The organism is Microbacterium sp. NPDC089695 (assembly GCF_044749085.1).
In the GTDB taxonomy this organism is placed as follows: domain Bacteria; phylum Actinomycetota; class Actinomycetes; order Actinomycetales; family Microbacteriaceae; genus Microbacterium.
This window is the reverse complement of sequence record NZ_JBIVHG010000002.1, coordinates 182740-201074: the sequence shown is the minus strand read 5'-3', so window position 1 is coordinate 201074 and position 18335 is coordinate 182740. Positions and strand designations below refer to the sequence as shown.

Annotated in this window: 16 protein-coding genes and 1 tRNA gene; 6 read left to right on the top strand and 11 right to left on the bottom strand. The window is 68.9% G+C overall.

From position 1 onward, the window contains the following. Nucleotides 1–234: 234 nt before the first annotated feature. The gene (locus ACIPYT_RS14100) at nucleotides 235–726 is read right to left on the bottom strand and encodes a glutathione peroxidase (protein WP_401075425.1); all 492 of its coding nucleotides are present in this window, start codon (nucleotides 724–726) and stop codon (nucleotides 235–237) included. 59 nt (nucleotides 727–785) lie between these two features. Here ACIPYT_RS14100 and dusB point away from each other — a divergent pair, with 59 nt between their 5' ends. From dusB to ACIPYT_RS14075, 5 genes are all read left to right on the top strand, one after another. Beyond that, entirely contained in the window at nucleotides 786–1940 is a 1155-nt protein-coding gene (gene dusB, locus ACIPYT_RS14095) for a tRNA dihydrouridine synthase DusB (protein ID WP_050720728.1), read from the top strand. Beyond that, nucleotides 1930–3315, top strand: coding sequence for a deoxyguanosinetriphosphate triphosphohydrolase (locus ACIPYT_RS14090; RefSeq protein ID WP_401075421.1), 1386 nt, complete (start codon nucleotides 1930–1932; stop codon nucleotides 3313–3315). Before dusB ends, ACIPYT_RS14090 begins: the two co-directional genes overlap by 11 nt. Then, a complete protein-coding gene (gene dnaG, locus ACIPYT_RS14085; protein ID WP_401075418.1) occupies nucleotides 3315–5183 on the top strand; it encodes a DNA primase in 1869 nt (622 codons plus the stop codon). The genes ACIPYT_RS14090 and dnaG overlap by 1 nt, the downstream gene beginning before the upstream one ends. Before the next feature lie 36 nt (nucleotides 5184–5219). Beyond that, nucleotides 5220–5993 (top strand): ATP-binding cassette domain-containing protein, encoded by a 774-nt coding sequence (locus tag ACIPYT_RS14080; protein ID WP_401075416.1) that lies wholly within the window; start codon nucleotides 5220–5222, stop codon nucleotides 5991–5993. A gap of 97 nt (nucleotides 5994–6090) precedes the next feature. Next, nucleotides 6091–6166, top strand: a tRNA-Asn gene (locus tag ACIPYT_RS14075). A gap of 131 nt (nucleotides 6167–6297) precedes the next feature. Here the strand turns inward: ACIPYT_RS14075 and ACIPYT_RS14070 are convergent. Then, nucleotides 6298–6813, bottom strand: a complete 516-nt coding sequence (locus ACIPYT_RS14070; protein WP_401075413.1) for a hypothetical protein — start codon at nucleotides 6811–6813, stop codon at nucleotides 6298–6300. 129 nt (nucleotides 6814–6942) lie between these two features. Continuing rightward, nucleotides 6943–7509: a peptide deformylase gene (gene def, locus ACIPYT_RS14065; RefSeq protein ID WP_401075410.1), complete on the bottom strand. Its 567-nt coding sequence runs from the start codon at nucleotides 7507–7509 to the stop codon at nucleotides 6943–6945. A gap of 61 nt (nucleotides 7510–7570) precedes the next feature. Between def and ACIPYT_RS14060 the strand changes: the two genes are divergently transcribed. Continuing rightward, on the top strand, nucleotides 7571–8623 hold the full coding sequence (locus ACIPYT_RS14060; protein WP_401075407.1) for a DMT family transporter: 1053 nt from the start codon (nucleotides 7571–7573) through the stop codon (nucleotides 8621–8623). Nucleotides 8624–8636: 13 nt separating this feature from the next. On the opposite strand, the gene pgl is transcribed toward ACIPYT_RS14060, so the two are convergent. The 8 genes from pgl to ACIPYT_RS14020 form a co-directional block, all read right to left on the bottom strand. Beyond that, nucleotides 8637–9422, bottom strand: a complete 786-nt coding sequence (gene pgl, locus ACIPYT_RS14055; RefSeq protein ID WP_401075404.1) for a 6-phosphogluconolactonase — start codon at nucleotides 9420–9422, stop codon at nucleotides 8637–8639. Beyond that, a complete protein-coding gene (locus ACIPYT_RS14050; RefSeq protein WP_401075401.1) occupies nucleotides 9422–10357 on the bottom strand; it encodes a glucose-6-phosphate dehydrogenase assembly protein OpcA in 936 nt (311 codons plus the stop codon). Before ACIPYT_RS14050 ends, pgl begins: the two co-directional genes overlap by 1 nt. Next, on the bottom strand, nucleotides 10354–11904 hold the full coding sequence (gene zwf, locus ACIPYT_RS14045; protein ID WP_401075398.1) for a glucose-6-phosphate dehydrogenase: 1551 nt from the start codon (nucleotides 11902–11904) through the stop codon (nucleotides 10354–10356). The genes ACIPYT_RS14050 and zwf overlap by 4 nt, the downstream gene beginning before the upstream one ends. A 22-nt stretch (nucleotides 11905–11926) precedes the next feature. Further along, nucleotides 11927–13534 carry a glucose-6-phosphate isomerase gene (locus ACIPYT_RS14040; RefSeq protein ID WP_401075395.1) on the bottom strand — a complete coding sequence of 536 codons (1608 nt, stop codon included), beginning with the start codon at nucleotides 13532–13534 and terminating at the stop codon, nucleotides 11927–11929. Then, complete coding sequence (gene tal, locus ACIPYT_RS14035; protein WP_401075393.1) at nucleotides 13531–14643, bottom strand: transaldolase; 1113 nt, start codon at nucleotides 14641–14643, stop codon at nucleotides 13531–13533. The genes ACIPYT_RS14040 and tal overlap by 4 nt, the downstream gene beginning before the upstream one ends. A 13-nt stretch (nucleotides 14644–14656) precedes the next feature. Further along, a complete protein-coding gene (tkt, locus tag ACIPYT_RS14030; RefSeq protein WP_401075390.1) occupies nucleotides 14657–16756 on the bottom strand; it encodes a transketolase in 2100 nt (699 codons plus the stop codon). 228 nt (nucleotides 16757–16984) lie between these two features. After that, a complete protein-coding gene (locus tag ACIPYT_RS14025) occupies nucleotides 16985–17701 on the bottom strand; it encodes a hypothetical protein (RefSeq protein ID WP_401075388.1) in 717 nt (238 codons plus the stop codon). Nucleotides 17702–17802: 101 nt separating this feature from the next. Further along, nucleotides 17803–18330, bottom strand: a complete 528-nt coding sequence (locus ACIPYT_RS14020; RefSeq protein WP_401075385.1) for a hypothetical protein — start codon at nucleotides 18328–18330, stop codon at nucleotides 17803–17805. Nucleotides 18331–18335: the final 5 nt, after the last annotated feature.

The window sequence follows — 18335 nt, the reverse complement described above, 5'->3', positions numbered from 1 at the left end:
CGAACCGACCGGCGGGTGAATGCGGCGCCGCCTTCGTCGACCGGTGCGCCGAGTGCGAGGGTGAAGCCCGGGTGAACGCGGTGGGGTAGCGAGGGTTAGACGAGTTGATCAGCGAGTGCGGCGCGACTCCGGCGCCGTGAGCGCGGCGAGCCAGACGTCGCGGCAGAGAGCGTTGCCGCCGGTCAGCTCGTCCTCGTCGTGCACGCGATTCGACCGGGGGCAAGCAGTGGATGATCAGCGCGTCAGCGCGGCCTCGATCGCACCGACGATCTCGGGGGCGTCGGGCTTCTGCTTCGGACGGAAGCGGATGACGTCGCCGTCGGGGAGCACCAGGAACTTCTCGAAGTTCCACTCGACGCGCCCGGCCTTGCCGCCGGCATCCTCGGTCTGCTTCAGCGCCTTGTAGAGGTCGGCGGCGTTGCGGCCATTCACCTTGACCTTATCGTTGATGGGGAAGGTCACGCCGTACGTGGTGGAGCAGAAGTCGAGGATCTGCTCCATCGATCCCGGCTCCTGGCCGAAGAACTGGTTGCAGGGGAACCCGATCACGCTGAATCCGCGGTCGCCGTAGAGGCGCTGCAACTCCTCGAGCTGCTCGTACTGCGGAGTGAGTCCGCACTTCGACGCGACGTTCACGACGAGCACGACCTCGCCCAGATCGTCGAGCGTCTTCTCGTTGCCGTCGGCGTCGAGGAAGGGGATGGAACGCACTGCGGAATCGGTCATGTTCACAGCTTAGGTCGATGCGCCGCCCCGGGCTCCGTGTCTGGGAGAATGGACGGGTCATGACTGTCGCAACCGCCCCCGTTCCCACGCTCCGCATCGGCCCGATCGCGCTCGACGTGCCCGTCGTGCTCGCGCCCATGGCGGGGATCACGAACACGGCCTTCCGCCGCCTGTGCCGCGAGTACGGCGCCGGGCTCTACGTGAGCGAGATGATCACCTCGCGCGCACTGGTCGAGCGCAACGAGACCACCATGCGTCTGATCCGTCACCACGAGTCCGAGACGCCGAGGTCCATTCAGCTCTACGGTGTCGACCCCAAGACGATCGCGGATGCGGTGCGCATCATCGTCGCCGAGGACCACGCCGACCACATCGACCTCAACTTCGGATGCCCGGTGCCCAAGGTCACCCGCAAGGGCGGCGGCGCCGCGCTGCCGTGGAAGTCGTCGCTCTTCGCCGACATCGTGACGCAGGCCGTCAAGGCCGCGGGTGACATCCCGCTCACGGTCAAGATGCGCAAGGGGATCGACCCCGATCACCTGACGTTCCTCGATGCCGGCCGGGCCGCGGAGGACGCCGGCGCCGCGGCGGTGGCGCTGCACGCCCGCACCGCGAGCGAGTTCTACTCGGGCTTCGCCGACTGGAACGCGATCGGCGAGCTCAAGCAGGCCGTCACCAGCATCCCCGTGCTCGGCAACGGCGACATCTGGTCGGCCGACGACGCCGTGCGCATGATGGCGCAGACCGACTGCGACGGCGTGGTCGTCGGGCGCGGCTGCCTCGGACGCCCGTGGCTGTTCGGAGAGCTCGCGAACGCGTTCGGCGGGGAGGGCAAGACGGTCGACGCGACCCTGGGCTTCGTCGCGGATGCGTTCAAGCGCCACGCCGAACTGCTCGTCGAGTTCTTCGAGGACGAGGATCGCGGATGCCGCGACGTCCGCAAGCACGTCGCGTGGTATTTCAAGGGCTACCCGGTCGGCGGCGACATCCGCACGGGGCTCGCGACGGCGTCCAGCCTGCAGGAGATCGACGATCTGCTCGGACAGCTCGATCACTCGGCCCCCTATCCCGGCGCGGATGCCGAGGGGCAGCGCGGCCGGTCCGGTCGCCCCAAGCGTCCTGCCCTGCCGGACAAGTGGCTGGAGTCGCGGGAGCTCGCGGCGTCGGCATCCGAGATGATGCGAGGTGCGGAGATCGAGAACAGTGGCGGCTGAGGTCTCGGCGTCCGTGCGGGCCGACGGGTACGACGATCGCGACGCGGAGCGCTTCTTCGCGGAGACCCATCGATCCGAGCGCGACGACTTCGCGCGCGACCGCGCCCGCGTGCTCCACTCCGCGGCTCTGCGCCGCCTCGCGGCCAAGACCCAGGTGCTGAGCCCCGCCAGCACCGCGGACTTCGCCCGCAACCGTCTCACGCACTCGCTCGAGGTCGCTCAGGTCGGCCGTGAACTCGCGTCGGCGCTCGGTGTGTCCGCCGATGTCGTCGACACCGCGTGTCTCAGCCACGACCTCGGCCATCCGCCCTTCGGGCACAACGGCGAGCGCGCGCTCAACGAATGGGCCGAGCCCATCGGCGGCTTCGAGGGCAACGCGCAGTCGCTGCGCATCCTCACGCGTCTCGAGGCCAAAGTCATCGACGACGACGGCCACTCGGTCGGTCTCAATCTCACGCGGGCGAGCCTCGACGCGACGTGCAAGTACCCGTGGACCGTCGACAGCCCGGTGCCCGATCCCGGTGGACGGCTGAAGTTCGGCGTCTACCCCGATGATGAGGCGGTCTTCCGCTGGATGCGTGAGGGCGCGACCAAACGGCTCCGCTGCATCGAGGCCGAGATCATGGATCTCTCCGACGACATCGGCTACTCCGTGCACGATTTCGAGGACGCGATCGTCAACGGCTATGTCGACGTCGCCCAGCTGGCGGATCCGCGAGCGCACGAGGCGCTGATCGACCGCATCCAGCAGTGGGTCGGCTACGACTTCACCCGTCACGAGCTCGCCGACGCGCTCTACCGCCTGTCGTCGCAGCCCATGTGGCTCACCTCGTTCGACCGGTCGCGCCGCGATCTCGCCAATCTCAAGAACCTCACGAGTGACCTGATCGGCCGCTTCGCCCGCGCCGCGGTCTCCGCGACGCGCGACGCCTACGCGGGGCCGGTGCTCGTGCGCTACAACGCCCACGTCGTGGTGCCGCGCGTCGTCGAGGCCGAGATCGCCGTGCTCAAGGGCATCATGGGCCAGGCGATCGTGACGATCGAGGCGCGCAAGGGCGTCTACAAGGAGCAGCGTCGGGTGCTCACGCGCCTCGCCGACGCGCTGTGGTCGACCGACGCTCTGTGGTCGGCAGGCGCCGACGTGCTCGAGCCCGCCTTCTCGGCTGACTTCCGCGCGGCGAAGTCGGACGCCGAACGTGCACGGGTCGTCGTCGACCAGATCGCGAGCCTGACAGACCAGAGCGCGATCGACTGGCACAACCGCCTCGTGGGAGAGATCGACCCCGCCGAGGTGGGCATCTGGACGCCGCGTCACGCGCGCCCCGGCGCTCGGGTGCACACACCGCCGGCCGCGGTCATCGAAGGCGCGCGCTGATGCCCCGCATCCGGCAGGCCGACGTCGACGAGGTGAAGGCCCGCACGAACATCGCCGACATCGTGGGGGAGCGCGTCGCGCTGAAGTCCGCCGGCGTCGGCTCGCTCAAGGGCCTCTGCCCGTTCCACGACGAGAAGAGCCCGAGCTTCCACGTGCGCCCGCAGGTCGGGTACTACCACTGCTTCGGCTGCGGGGAGTCGGGCGACGTGTACTCGTTCCTGCGCGAGATGGACCACGTGAGCTTCACCGAGGCCGTCGAGCGCCTCGCCGGCCGCATCGGCTACACCCTGCACTACGAAGACGGCGGAGCGGCACCCGAGACCAGCGGGCGGAGCCGCCTGTATGCGGCTAACACCGCGGCGGCCGAGTTCTTCAGGGCACAGCTGCTGACGCCGGATGCCGAGGCCGGGCGCCGCTTCCTCGGGGAGCGAGGCTTCGACGCGGGGGCGGCGGCGCACTTCGGCGTCGGTTTCGCACCGCGCGGATGGGACGGGATGCTGAAGGCGCTCAGCGCCCAGGGGTTCACCCGGGACGAGCTCGTATCGGCGGGCCTCGTGTCGCAGGGGCAGCGGGGTGTCTACGACCGGTTCCGCGGACGGCTGGTGTGGCCGATCCGCGACGTCTCGGGGCAGACGATCGGCTTCGGAGCGCGCAAGCTCTTCGATGACGACCAGGGGCCGAAATACCTCAACACCCCCGAGACCCCGATCTACAAGAAGGCACAGGTCCTCTACGGGCTCGATCTGGCGAAGCGCGACATCTCTCGCGGTGACCCTCGTCGGGTCGTCGTGGTCGAGGGGTACACCGACGTCATGGCCTGTCATCTCGCCGGGCTCACCACCGCGATCGCGACCTGCGGCACGGCTTTCGGTACCGAGCACATCAAGGTGCTGCGGCGCGTGATGGGCGACGACAACGCCTCGGGAGAGGTCGTGTTCACGTTCGACGGCGATGAGGCCGGGCAGAAGGCGGCGCTCCGCGCGTTCACCGAGGACGACCGTTTCAATGCCCAGACATTCGTGGCGGTGGCGCCCGACGGTCTCGACCCGTGCGACCTGCGCCTGCAGCGGGGCGATGCGGCCGTGCGCTCGCTCATGGACTCCAAGCAGCCGATGTTCGAGTTCGCGATCGACCGCAAGCTCGGCGGGTTCGATCTCTCGACGGTCGAGGGTCGCGTCGGCGCCCTGCGCGCGGCGGCTCCGATCGTGGCCGAGATCCGTGACCGGCTGCTGCGTCCCGGGTACGAGCGCGTGCTCGCGCGGCGCCTCGGCATGGATCCGACCGAAGTCCACGGAGAGGTCGAGCGTGCCGCGCGCACCGGCTCGTCGAGCCCGCGTCCGGAGACGAACCGACACGATCCCGTGTCGGTGGAGTCGGTTCAGGGTGGCTCGGGCTTCGCACCGGTCACGCTCGCGAGCCTTCCGCGCAATGCGGATGTCGCGGTGGAGCGCGATGCGCTGATGGGCGTTCTGCAGTACGGCCATCGGCTCGATCAAGCCCTGCTCTCGCGTGCCCTCGGCGCTCCGTTCCGCACGCCGGGGCTCGATGCGGTGCGTGAAGCGGTCGCGGCAGCCCCGGACCGCACCAGAGCGGGATGGGTGACCGAGGCCGTCAACGCGGTGCGGGAGCCGTACCGATCGCTCGCGGGTGAGCTGCTGATGACCCCGTTCCCTGCGCGCGATGAGGACGGCGCCGTCGCATCGGCGACGGATCTCGCTCGGCGCCTGATCCTGCGCGGTCTCGAGCACGAGAAGCAGGAGCTCCTCGGCGCCGTCCAGCGAGTGCCTGCGGACTCCGACGGCGGACGCGCCCTGCGGATGCGGTTGCGCGACCTCGACGTCGAACGGCAGCGCTTCACCGAGTCGTAACGGCTCGCGTGGCGAGGCGCAGGGCAGGATGGAGACATGTTCTCTCGGCCCGAATCGACCTACGCGATCGACTGCTCGGATCTGGTCATCGATCGCATCGGGCACAGCGGTCCGACCCGTGCGATCGACGGCGTGACCTTCCGGCTCCCGCCGGGTGAGCTGATCTGCGTGGCGGGTCCGACGGGATCGGGCAAGTCCACACTCGTCGCGGCTCTGGCAGGCTCTACAGACCCCTCGGTGCGGGTTGTGGGTGGTAGTGCCCAGGTGTGCGACGTCGACATCCGGCGCCCCGGTCGGCGGCACCGTCTGCTCACGTACCGCACCGGTTTCGTGCCGCAGGGGGCGGGTGCCGACCTGCCGCCGCAGCTCACCGTGAACGAGGTGATCGCCGAGCCGATCCTCATCCGCGAGAAGCGGGTGAACACCAAGGCGCTCTCGATCCGCATCGCCACGCTGCTCGACGAACTGCACCTGCCGCTCGGCACGGCGGCCAAGTTCCCGTACGAGCTCAGCGCCGGGATGCGTCAGCGGGTCGCGATCGCACGCTCGTTCGTGCTCGAGCCACGTGTGCTGATCGCCGACGAGATCCTCGCGAACCTCGATCTCGAGGTGCGCCCCGTGGTGTTCGATGCGATCACCCGTCGTCGCAAGGAGCAGGGGATGGGGGCACTGCTCGTGACGAACGACGCCGACTTCATCCGCGAGCTGAACGCCGAGACGCTCATGCTCCGCAGCGGCCACGTGGTCGCTCGCGGGGTCGGCAAAGACCTGCTCTGGGCACCGAACGCCGAGGCCGATTCCCAGCCCTGAGACGCAGGACCGTCGACACGCCCGATGTCCCGCCCGTGTCACGAGCACGCTCGGGAGTTTGCTAGGATTGACGAGTTGCCCGCGCAGCGGAGCACATTCCTCGGTAGCTCAATTGGCAGAGCAGCCGGCTGTTAACCGGCAGGTTCTTGGTTCGAGTCCAAGCCGGGGAGCCAATACCCCTGATTCTCATCGAGAGTCAGGGGTTTTCCCTTTTCCGGAGCGTCGCTCCGACGACACGGAGACGTGAGAACACAGAGAGGGCCACGCCGAAACCGGCGTGGCCCTCTCTCGTGCTGTCGACGGATCAGCGGGCCGAGCCGGCGAGCGAACCCGTGGTCTGGCCCTCGGGGTCGTAGATCACGCACTGCACGATGCGGTCGTCGAGCTGCTCCCAGGTGTCCTTGGTCGGAGTGATCGTCGACGCGTCGAGGATCGAGTCCGCGTAGGCCACGCCGACGAAGCTCGTGTACGCGTCTTCGAAGCACTGGAGAGCGGCAGCGTCGACATCGTCCTGCGAGAAGTCGCCGTCGGGCATGGTGATCTCGTGGAAGACCTCCTGGTCGTGCGGCTCGGAGCACGGCACGACGTCGATGTCCTCGAGCAGACCGGTGGAACTGCCCACGGTGCAGTCTCCGAGCGCGAGCGAGAAGATGTCGATGTTCGCGCTCTCGGTGACCTGGCCGGTCTCCTCGTCGCGATCCGCGTCTCCTGCGCCTCCTGCGAGGATGCTGTTCAGTGCGCTGCAGCCGGTCAGAGCGACCGAGAGCGCCACAGCCGCACCGGCGAGTGCGAGTGCGCGTCGCATGCGCAGTGTTGTCATGATGATTTCCCTCCCAGAAACGTCCACAGGGAAATATCGGTATATCCCCCGGGAGCACGCTAGCGGCGGGAGAGTCTGTGATGCAACTCCGAAGACCCTGTGGTCTGGCTGGGAGGGAGGAGCGCGGAGTCAGCTCTCGAGGTCGTCGACGCCCGGCATCCAACTCGCGCCGGGACGCCCCCAGCCGCGCTTCCTCGCGATCTTCTGCACGGTCTTCCAGTCGCCGTCCGACAGACGGTCGATGTAGAGGATGCCGTCGAGATGGTCGAACTCGTGCTGCATGATGCGTGCACGCCATCCGTCCACCGCGATCTCCACGGGCTGCCCGTCGAGATCCATGCCGGTCACCCGCACGCGCTCGGAGCGCCGCAGGGCGAAGCGCTCGCCCGGGAACGACAGGCAGCCTTCCGACTCGATCTCGTCGTCGGGGGACCCCGGTTCGAGCGGGACCATCCAGAGCTCCGGATTGATGAGCACGCCGCGCCAGGGCTGGTCCTCATCATCGACATAGGCGTACGTGTAGATCCGCAGCGGCACCCCGACCTGGGGTGCGGCGAGACCGACGCCGGGAGCCGCGTCCATGGTCTCGAACATGTCGGCCACGAGCATGCGGACGTCGTCGGTGATGTTCTCGACGGGTGAGGCGGGGGAGTGCAGAACGGGGTCGCCCATGATACGAATCGGAAGTACAGCCACGCCATAACCCTACTCGGCGCGCATCGGCGGGTAGGGTCGTGATGTGAGCATTGCGGTGTGGATGACTGGGGCTGAGGACATCACCGACCAGCTGGTCGGTGTCTTTCAGAACCCCAAACTCCTGCTCGGCATTCCGCTGGCTCTGGCCGGGGCCGTCTTCATGTCGCTCGGCGCGCAGTATCAGCACCGCGGCGTCGAGAAGGTCGAGCGCCTCAGCGGCGCACAGGGCACCAGCGGACTGAGCGGCGGGCAGCTCAAAGCGCTTCTCACCCGCCCGTCGTGGCTCGCGGGCACTCTCATGCTCGGACTCGCGATCGTCTGCCAGCTCGCCGCGCTCTCGCAGGCGCCGCTGATCGTCGTGCAGCCCCTCGGCGCCATCGCGCTCGTCATCACGACGCTGCTGAACGCCCGCATCTCCGGCCACTCGCCCACCCGGCAGTCGATCACCGCGATCGTCTGCTGCGTCGGCGGCATCTTCCTGTTCGTCTCGTTCGCCGCTCTGTTCGCCACGGAGAAGAAGATCGGCGACAGCGAGCTCTTCACGATCCTCGCGATCCTTCTCGTGGTGATCATCGTGCTCGGTGCCTGCTGGCTCGTGCTGCGTCGCCGCATGCGCGCCCTGTTCTACGTCATCGGCGCCGGCATCCTCTACGGCTTCGTCGCCACCCTCGCGAAGGCGGTCATCAGCCGCATCGAGGCGGGCAATTTCGAGTGGATCACCCTCGTCTGCGTGATCGCCCTGATCGCCGCCGCCGCCGTGGGCGCGTACTTCGTGCAGACCGCATACAGTTCGGGACCGCCCGACCTCGTCATCGCCGGACTCACCGTCGTCGACCCGCTGGTCGCCGTGCTCATCGGCATGGTCGTGCTGGGCGAGGCCGCGGCGGCTCCACCGTGGGTCCTCGTGATCTTCGGCGTCGCCGGCGCGATCGCCGTCTGGGGAGTCGTCGGCCTCGCGCGGTACCACCCGCAGGTGCTCAGCGACAGCCAGGAGCTGGGCATCACCCGCGGCAGCGATGGAGCGGGCGTTCCCGACCGTGCAGCGTCGTCCGACAACACCCCGACCGTCGACGACGCGGATTCCGAGCGCCCCTCAGCGGGCGACCAGCACTGAGCGCGGGTCTCTCTCAGTAGGCGGGATCGATGAGGTCGGGAGAGACCTCCGACGCCGCCGCGTCATCGACGAAGAACACGGTGCGCTTGCGTCCCTTCGCGCCGGCGGCGGGCACGCTGGAGTAGCTGGCCCCGGCCAATGCGAGTCCCAGGGCGGAGGCCTTGTCGGCGCCCGTGAGCACCAGCCAGACGCGCTTGGATGCGTTCAGCACCGGGCGAGTGAGCGTCACACGCTCGGGCGGCGGCTTCGGGGAGTTGCGCACCGGTAGCGCGGCGGCATCGGTCACGGTGACCTCGGGGCGATCCGGGAAGAGCGAGGCGATGTGGCCGTCGGGCCCGACGCCGAGAAAACAGACCGCGAAAGACGGCCATGGCTGCTCATCGGTGCCGTAACGTGCCAGTTCCGCCGCGTACGCCGCAGCGGCCTCGTCGAGCGTGACTCCCTCGCCGGCGGCGGCGACCTCGTGCACGTTCTCCGCAGGCACGTCGATGTGATCGAGCAGCGCGGCACGCGACTGCACAGCGTTGCGGTCTGCGTCGTCGCGCGCCACGAAGCGCTCGTCGCCCCACCAGAAGTGCACGAGGGACCAGTCGATGGAAGCCGACCGCGGATGCTCGAGCGTGGCGCGCAGGACCGCACCGCCCATCGACCCCCCGGTGAGGGCGACGTGGGCGATGCGGCCGTTGCGCGTGCGCGCACGAAGACGCGTCAGGAAGCGGTCAGCGACCCTCTCGGCGACGGCTCCGGGCGTGGCTTCGACCACCACCCGCTTCTCTGCGGGCGCTGACTGCGACGACATCATGCTCCTGTCTCGGGCGGACCCAGCTTCTCCCAGCCCTCGGTGATCACTCGACCGTACAGGACGTCGGGATCGAGGCGACGGAGCTCCTCGGCGAGGCACTCCCGCAGCGTGCGACGCGGCAGGTGCAGGTCGTGGTCGGGCTGGCCGGGCTGCGTGAGCACGGCGTCGCCCGGAGAGGGCCGCTCGAGCAGGATGTCACCCGAGGGGCGGGTCAGGCGCACCGACTTGATGCCCTCTTCCCAGTCCTTCGGGTTCTCGTACGACCACTTCACGGGCACTTCGAGCGCCATCTGCAGCCACGCGGCGAGCAGGGCGGTCGACGGCGACGCGGACGCGCCGCGCACCTCGACGCCGGTGACCTCTTCGAACGGCGGCTGATCGAGAACGGCGGCGAGCTGCTCGCGCCAGTGCGTCAGACGGGTCCAGGCGAGGTCCGTGTCGCCGGGAGCGTGGGTGCGGCCGAGGAGCGCAAGGCGGTCGCGCACGTCGGGAGACGTCGCCGCATCGGTGATGCGACGCTGGGCGATCTTGCCGAGCGGCGAGGTCGCAGGCGACGTGGGGGCCTCCTCGGGCCACCACGCGACGACCGGTGCATCGGGCAGCAGCAGACCGGTCACGATGCTCTCCTCGTTGCTGGCGGCGGCGCCGTAAGCGTGCAGCACGACGACCTCGCTGGCTCCGGCGTCACCGCCGACGCGGATCTGCGCGTCGAGGCGAGCGTCGCCCTCTCCCGTGGTGAGCACGATGACGCGCATCGGGTGCTCGCGGGAGGCGTCGTTCGCCGCGTCGATCGCGGCCTCGGCGACGCCGTTGCGCGCCGAGATCACCAGGGTCAGCACGCGACCGAGAGCGACGGCGCCACCCTCTTCGCGCACCTTGACGAGCTGCTTCGCGACCTGGCTGACGGTCGTGTCGGGAAGGTCGATGATCACGGTCGTCTCCAGACTCGTCCGTCGCGGGCCAAGAGGTCGTCGGCCGATGCCGGACCCCACGATCCCGGTGCATACTGATCCACGGGGCCGCCTTCGGAAGCCCAGTACTCCTCGACCGGGTCGAGGATCTTCCAGGAGAGCTCGACCTCTTCGTGACGCGGGAACAGAGGCGGGTCGCCCAGGAGCACGTCGAGGATCAGGCGCTCGTAGGCTTCGGGGCTGGCTTCGGTGAAGGCGTGGCCGTATCCGAAGTCCATCGTCACGTCACGCACGTTCGTGCCGTTGCCGGGCACCTTCGAGCCGAATCGGATCGTGACGCCCTCATCGGGCTGCACACGGATCACGAGGGCGTTCTGACCGAGCTCCGAGGCGTTCGAGCGACCGAACAGGTGCTCGGGGGCGCGCTTGAAGACCACGGCGACCTCGGTCACGCGACGTCCGAGGCGCTTGCCCGTGCGCAGGTAGAACGGCACACCGGCCCAGCGGCGCGTGTCGATCTCGAGCTTGATGGCCGCGTAGGTCTCCGTCGCGGACTGGGGGTTCATGCCCTCCTCGTCCAGGAATCCGGTGACCTGCTCGCCGCCCTGCCAGCCGCCGGCGTACTGGCCGCGAGCAGTGGCGAGGGAGAGGTCGTCGGGTACGTGGACGGCCGCGAGCACCTTCTCCTTCTCGGAACGCAGGTGCTCGGCCGAGAGGCTGATGGGCTCCTCCATTGCGGTCAGCGCGAGCAGCTGGAGCAGGTGGTTCTGGATCACGTCGCGCGCGGCGCCGACGCCGTCGTAGTAGCCGGCACGGCCGCCGACACCGATGTCCTCGGCCATCGTGATCTGCACGTGGTCGACGTAGTTGCGGTTCCAGATCGGCTCGTACAGCTCGTTCGCGAAGCGCAGCGCCAGGATGTTCTGCACCGTCTCCTTGCCGAGATAGTGGTCGATGCGGAAGATCGAGTCGGGCGCGAAGGCCACTTCGAGGGCTGCGTTCAACTCACGCGCCGACTCGAGGTCATGCCCGAACGGCTTCTCGATCACGACACGGCGCCAGTGCTCGTCGTCGTCGGCGTTCTCTCCGACAAGACCCGAGTCCTTGAGCTGCTTCGCCACGAGCGGGAAGTCCTTCGGCGGGATCGACAGGTAGTAGGCGTGATTGCCCATCGTGCCGCGCTCGACGTCGAGCTTCTCGACGGTCTCGCGGAGCTTCACGAACGACTCGGGGTTGTCGAACTCGCCCGAGACGAATCGGATCCCCTGCAGCAGCTGCGCCCACGTCTCCTCGCGGAACGGGGTGCGCGCATGCTGCTTCACAGCGTCGTAGACGACCTTCGCGAAGTCCTGGTCCTCCCAGTCGCGGCGGGCGAATCCGACCAGTGCGAACCCGGGCGGCAGCAGACCGCGGTTGGCCAGGTCGTACACGGCCGGCATGAGCTTCTTGCGGGAGAGGTCTCCGGTCACACCGAAGATCACGAGGGCGCTGGGCCCCGCGATGCGGTTGAGACGGCGATCGTCGGGGTCGCGCAGCGGGTTGTGCGCGCGCGAGATGGGAACGGACATCAGTGGGGAATTCTCCTGGGTGTTACTTCTGAGCTGCTTCGAAGAGGGTGAGCACATCGGCCGAAGTATCGGTGATCGTCAGGGAGACGACCGGACGGCCGTGCTCGGCGAGGACGGCCGCGTCTCCGGCCGCCTGCGCCTCGATGAGCTGTCCGAAGGTGAACGGACGCTCGGGGATCTCGAGATCCACGTCGGTGCGCTCCAGGATCTGGAGGTACACACCCTGCGCAGGACCGCCCTTGTGATACTGGCCGGTCGAGTGGAGGAAGCGCGGGCCCCAGCCGAACGTCGTCGGACGACCGGAGTCGGCGGCCACGAGTTCGCGGAGTCCCTGGAGCTGCGGGAGATCGAGGCGGTTGACGTAGGCCTGGATCGACACGTAGCCGTCGTCCGCGAGGCGCGCCCAGAGCGCATCCATCACGCCCTCGATCGTGCCGGACGCGGCCAGAGCGGGGTCGGACACGCGCACCTCGACGCCGTTCTCGACGAACACGGGAGCCGTGGGCTGCGGGCGCTCGTCGAGGAGACCGCGCGCGGCGACCTTCGCCGACTCGACGTCGGGCTGGTCGAACGGGTCGATGCCGAGCAGTCGACCGGCGATTGCCGTCGCGAACTCCCACACGATGAGCTGGGCGCCCAGCGAGCCGCTGACGAGGATCTCGTCCTGGTGGCGCTCACGGAGGTGGAACTCCTCCGCGTCGTCGACCAGGCGCACGATCTGGAGATCGGCGGGCCGAGAGTCGAGCTCAGGGGAGACCGGCAGCAGGACGACGGGCAGGATGCCGGTGGCGTCCTTGCCGGTCGATTCGGCGATGAGCTGCTCGATCCAGTCGGGCAGTCCCTTGATGTGCGTGCCGTCGGTGATCAGGCCGAGCTTGTCGCGGCGCGGCGAGGTCGCGGCGATCGCGGCGGCCAGGCGCAGGGCGGGGTTCTCGGCGGAGTCGACCGCGACGGGGAGCAACGAAGCCTCGGCCTCGTTCAGGAGTTCGTCGATGTCGACGCCCGCGAGCCCGGCGGGGACCAGGCCGAACGCGGTGAGGGCCGAGTAGCGACCGCCCACGTTCGGGTCGGCGGTGAACACGTGGTACCCCGCCTCGCGCGCCGACGTCTCGAGGGGTGATCCGGGGTCGGTGACGACGACGATGCGCGAGACCGGATCGATGCCCAGATCGCGGAACGCCGCCTCGAACGTGCGCCGCTGCGAGTCGGTCTCGACCGTCGACCCGGACTTCGACGAGACGACCAGAACGGTCTCACGCAGTCCGTCGTCGAGTGCCGAGAGCACCTGACCCGGAGCGGTCGAGTCGAGGATCGTCAGCGGCACTCCCGCCGTCTGCGCGATGACCTCGGGTGCCAGCGACGATCCGCCCATGCCGGCGAGCACGACTCGGCTCACGCCCTGGGCGCGCAGCTCGTCGCGCAGGGCCACGATCTCGGCGACGAGCGGGCGCGAGACGGAGACCGCTTCGACCCACCCGAGCCGGATCGATGCCTCCGCCTCAGCGGCGGGGCCCCACAGCGTGGGGTCCCCGTTCGTGAGGCGGGAGGCGATCAGATCTCTGACGAGACCCGGAACGGTCTCATCGATCGCGACACGCGCCGGTCCCGACGCGTGGATCGCGAATGTCATCGCTGGGCCTCCAGGCCCTCGGCCACCTGGCTGAGGAGGTCGTGCCACGAGTCGATGAACTTCGCGACGCCTTCGTCTTCGAGCACCTGCGTGACGTCGGCGAAGTCGATACCCAGCTCGGCGAGGCCGGCGAAGACCTCGCGGGCCTCCTCGTAGCCGCCCGTGATGGTGTCGCCCGTGACGACGCCGTGGTCGAAGGTCGCGTCGAGCGTCTTCTCGGGCATCGTGTTGACGACGCCGTCGGCGACGAGCTCGGTCACGTAGAGCGTGTCGGGGAGGGCGGGGTCCTTGACGCCGGTCGACGCCCACAGCGGACGCTGGGCGTTGGCGCCGGCGGCCACGAGAGCCTGCGCGCGATCCTCGGCGAAGGTCTTCTCGAAGAGCTCGTACGCGAGGCGCGCGTTGGCGAGTCCGGCCTTGCTCTTGAGCGCCTCGGCCGCCTCGGTGCCGATCGCCGCAAGACGCTTGTCGGTCTCGGTGTCGACGCGCGACACGAAGAACGACGCCACGGAGTGGATCGTCGACAGGTCGATACCGGCCGCCTTCGCGGTCTCGAGTCCCGTGAGGTAGGCCTCGATGACCTCCGCGTAGCGCTCGAGGCTGAAGATCAGCGTGACGTTGACGCTGATGCCTGCGCCGATCGCCTCGGCGATGGCCGGAAGCCCGGCCTTGGTCGCGGGGATCTTGACGAGCAGGTTCGGACGGTCGACCTTGGCCCACAGCTCCTTGGCCGAGGCGACCGTACCGGCGGTGTCGTGCGCGAGGTCGGGGGAGACCTCGATCGACACGCGGCCGTCGACGTGGTTCGAGGCCTCCCACACGGGGCGGAAGACGTCGAGGGCGGCGGCGACGTCCTGCGTGGTGGCCGCGAACACGGCCTCCTCGGCGGTCGCGCCCGACGCGGCGAGCTCGGTGACCTGGGCGTCGTACGACGTGTCGTTCTTGTCGGTGATGGCGTTCGCGAAGATCGTCGGGTTGGTGGTGACGCCGACGACGTTCTTCGTGTCGATCAGGCTCTGCAGGTTGCCCGAGGAGATGCGCGTGCGCGACAGGTCGTCGAGCCAGATGCTGACGCCGGCGGCTGCGAGGTCTGCGGTGGGGGTGCTCATGAGTTCTCCTTGATCAGTTGGCGTTGTCGGCCAGGGTCTCGCGGGTGGCCGCGATGACGGCCTCGGTGGTGATCCCGAACTTCTCGAACAGGGTCTTGTAGTCGGCGGAGGCGCCGAAGTGGTCGATGCCGACGGAACGGCCGCGGTCGCCCACGATGCCGCGCCAGCTCAGCACGGAGCCGGCCTCGACGGAGACGCGGGCGGTGACGCTCTTCGGCAGCACCGACTCGCGGTAGGCGGCATCCTGCTCGTCGAACCACTCGAGCGAGGGAGCGGAGACGACGCGGACGTTGACTCCCTCCTTCGCGAGCTCGGCGCGCGCGGCGACCGCGAGCTGCACCTCGGAACCGGTCGCGACGATGATCGCATCGGGCGTGCCGTTCGGCGCCTCGGCGAGCACGTACGCGCCCTTGGCGACGCTCTCCGCCGACGCGAACACGTCACCGGATGCCGCGCCCTCGCCGCGCTCGAACACCGGGATGTTCTGGCGGGTCAGCGCGATACCGGCCGGGCCCTCGGTGCGACGGAGGATCTCGAGCCATGCGGCCGAGGTCTCGTTCGCATCGGCGGGGCGCACGAGCGTGAAGTTCGGGATCGCACGGAGCGTCGCGAGCTGCTCGATCGGCTGGTGCGTGGGGCCGTCTTCGCCGAGGGCGACGGAGTCGTGCGTCCACACGAAGATGCTGGGAACGTTCATCAGGGCGGCCAGACGCACCGGCGGGCGCATGTAGTCGCTGAAGATGAGGAACGTGCCGCCGAACGCGCGGGTCTTGCCGTGCAGGACGATGCCGTTCACGATCGCGCCCATGGCGTGCTCGCGGATGCCGAAGTGCAGCACGCGACCGTAGGGGCTGCCCGACCACTCATGGGTCGACCACTCGGCGGGGATGAACGACTTGGCGCCCTTGATGGTGGTGAGGTTCGACTCGGCGAGGTCGGCCGAACCGCCCCAGAGCTCGGGGAGCTCGGCGGCGAGCGCGTTGATGACCTGGCCGGAGGCGGCGCGGGTCGAGACGTCCTTGCCGCTCTCGAACACGGGGAGCGAGGACGCGATGCCCTCAGGGAGGTCGCCGGCCTCGAGGCGGTCGAGGAGGGCCTTGCGCTCGGGGTTCGCCGCGGCCCACGCGTCGAACGACTGCTGCCACGCGGCGCGCTCCTCGGCGGCACGCGCCGCCAGACCGCGGGTGTGCTCGATGACGTCGTCCGCGACGACGAAGTTCTTCTCGGGGTCGAAGCCGAGCACCTTCTTCGTGGCGGCGAGCTCGTCGGCGCCGAGGGCGGATCCGTGGATCTTGCCGGTGTTCTGCTTGCCGGGCGACGGCCAGCCGATGATGGTCTTGAGGATGATGAGCGACGGCTTGGAGGTCTCGCCCTTGGCGGCCTCGATCGCGGCGTGGAGCTCGGCGACGTCTTCGACGTACTCGCCGGTCTTCTTCCAGTCGACCGTCTGCACCTGCCAGCCGTAGGCCTCATAGCGCTTCGCGACGTCCTCGGTGAAGGCGACGTTCGTGTCGTCCTCGATCGAGATCTGGTTCGAGTCGTAGATCGCGATGAGGTTGCCGAGCTGCTGGTGGCCTGCGAGCGAACCGGCTTCGCTGGTGACGCCCTCCTGCAGGTCGCCGTCGCCGGCGATCACGTAGATGAAGTGGTCGAACGGGCTGGTGCCCTCTGCGGCCTCGGGGTCGAACAGGCCGCGCTCGTAGCGGGCGGCGTAGGCGAACCCGACGGCGGAGGCGAGACCCTGGCCGAGCGGGCCGGTCGTGATCTCGACGCCCTTGGTGTGGCCGTACTCGGGGTGGCCCGGCGTGAGAGAGCCCCAGGTGCGGAGCGCCTCGAGGTCGCCGAGCTCGAGGCCGAAACCGCCGAGGTAGAGCTGCACGTACTGCGTGAGCGAGGAGTGGCCGGCGGAGAGGATGAAGCGGTCGCGGCCGAGCCAGTCGGTGTCGGTGGGGTCGTGACGCAGGACCCGCTGATAGAGGAGGTAGGCGGCGGGGGCCAGGCTCATCGCGGTGCCGGGGTGGCCGTTGCCGACCTTCTCCACGGCGTCCGCAGCCAGCACGCGAGCGGTGTCCACCGCGCGCCGATCGATCTCATCCCACTGCAATTCCGACACGGTGAAGCCCTTCTTCAACAGTTCGATAGCGCCCTGGCCGCAGCATCGGTCCGCATCGTCACGGAGGAAGGTGAATGTGCGCTGGGCGCGCGAGTCCCCCCAGCATAGCGTTGGGGCTCGACCCGATTTCCTCCCTTTACAACGTGACGGGGCGCGTGTAATTCCCTCCGACCGGAGGTGATTCCGGGCACGCTGACATCCCGTTCCATGACGTGTGGAACGGGATGTCTAGCACCCGGGCGCGTCGCCTCTCTCCGCGCAGGTGTGGGCCACGAGAGCGGTGCGCGCCTCGAGTACACGGATCTCGCGACCGGGGCCGTCGGAGCGCAGCTCGCCCGCCACCGGAACCCATCCGAGACCGAGATCGACCTCGGCCGAGTACCGTACGTCGACGTCGGCGACATAGGTGCCCCGTTCGCGGTACACATGACTCGTCGGGGTCGCCGTGAACTGGGCCTGACCGAGCGACGACCATGTGCGCCCGGGCGTGGCGAGCGTGGCGGTGGAGCCGTCGCCGTAGGTGTAGTCGTAGGCCACCGGCGTGAACCGCACCGAGATCGGCACGCCGAACAGTGTGCCGGCCGCGGTGTGCGCGGATGCGGCGCTCACGAAGTTCGCGGGCATCCCGACGATCGCGATGTCTCCGGGTTCTGCGGCGACGACGACGGGCGCCGGAGCGAAACTGGCGAGATCGGCGATGGTCACCGTCGGAAGCCCCGGGGGAGCGGGTGTCGGATCGTCGGGCCGCATCAACTCGGCGCACCGCGTGGTGCCGAGGTCGTTCAGACACTCCGCGAGCTCCTGCGCGCGCTTGCTCGGCGGCGGAGGCGTCGTCGGCCCGGAGTCGGTGCGGCGACGGTCGCCGGGCGTGGTGGTGCCCGGCTGCTGGCGGGTGTCGGTGATCGTGAGGGTGGTGCCGTCGTTCGTAAAGCTGCATCCGCCCACGGTTTCGAGGGTTCGCGTGCAGGCGGGCGCCATTGCAGTTGTCGGGGCCAGGACAGTCGTTCCGAGTGTTAGTGCCGCGAGCGAGATGGCGGCAGCTCGCGTCAGCACTGACTTACGTCCGCAGATGCTTCGGATGAGATTCGCAGATCATCGCCATCGCTGGTGAAGGTTACTTCTTGCGCGACGACGTCTGCGCGCCCCCGTGGAGTGACATCGTTTCCATTCGCGTCCATCAGTCGAACTTGCGACACGTCCAAGCAGACAAGGACGACGACCTTTGTTTGTTGGCTCCGGACGGGTGCTTCTTCAAGTGCGACCGAATCAACTTTGACCTCGCCGTCAACGGTCAACTGGCCCTCTTCAAGTAGCCTCACGCCCTCAATGTCTCCCTCAAGTGCGTTGCCGACGAGGAAGTCCTGAGGGTTTGGCTCCGGTTCACCTGCATTTCGCGCATTGCCCGCATCGTTGTACGCACGGTAGACCTCCTCGGCGGCGGCGAAGGCCTCCTCGTCGCTCGCGAAGGCGGGCGTGGGGGTCGGCGTCGGTGCGGGCGACGCGGCGCACCCGGCGAGCGTGCCGACGACAGCGAGCGCCGCGAGGGCGAGGAGGGGAGGGCGGCGATGGAGCATCCGGT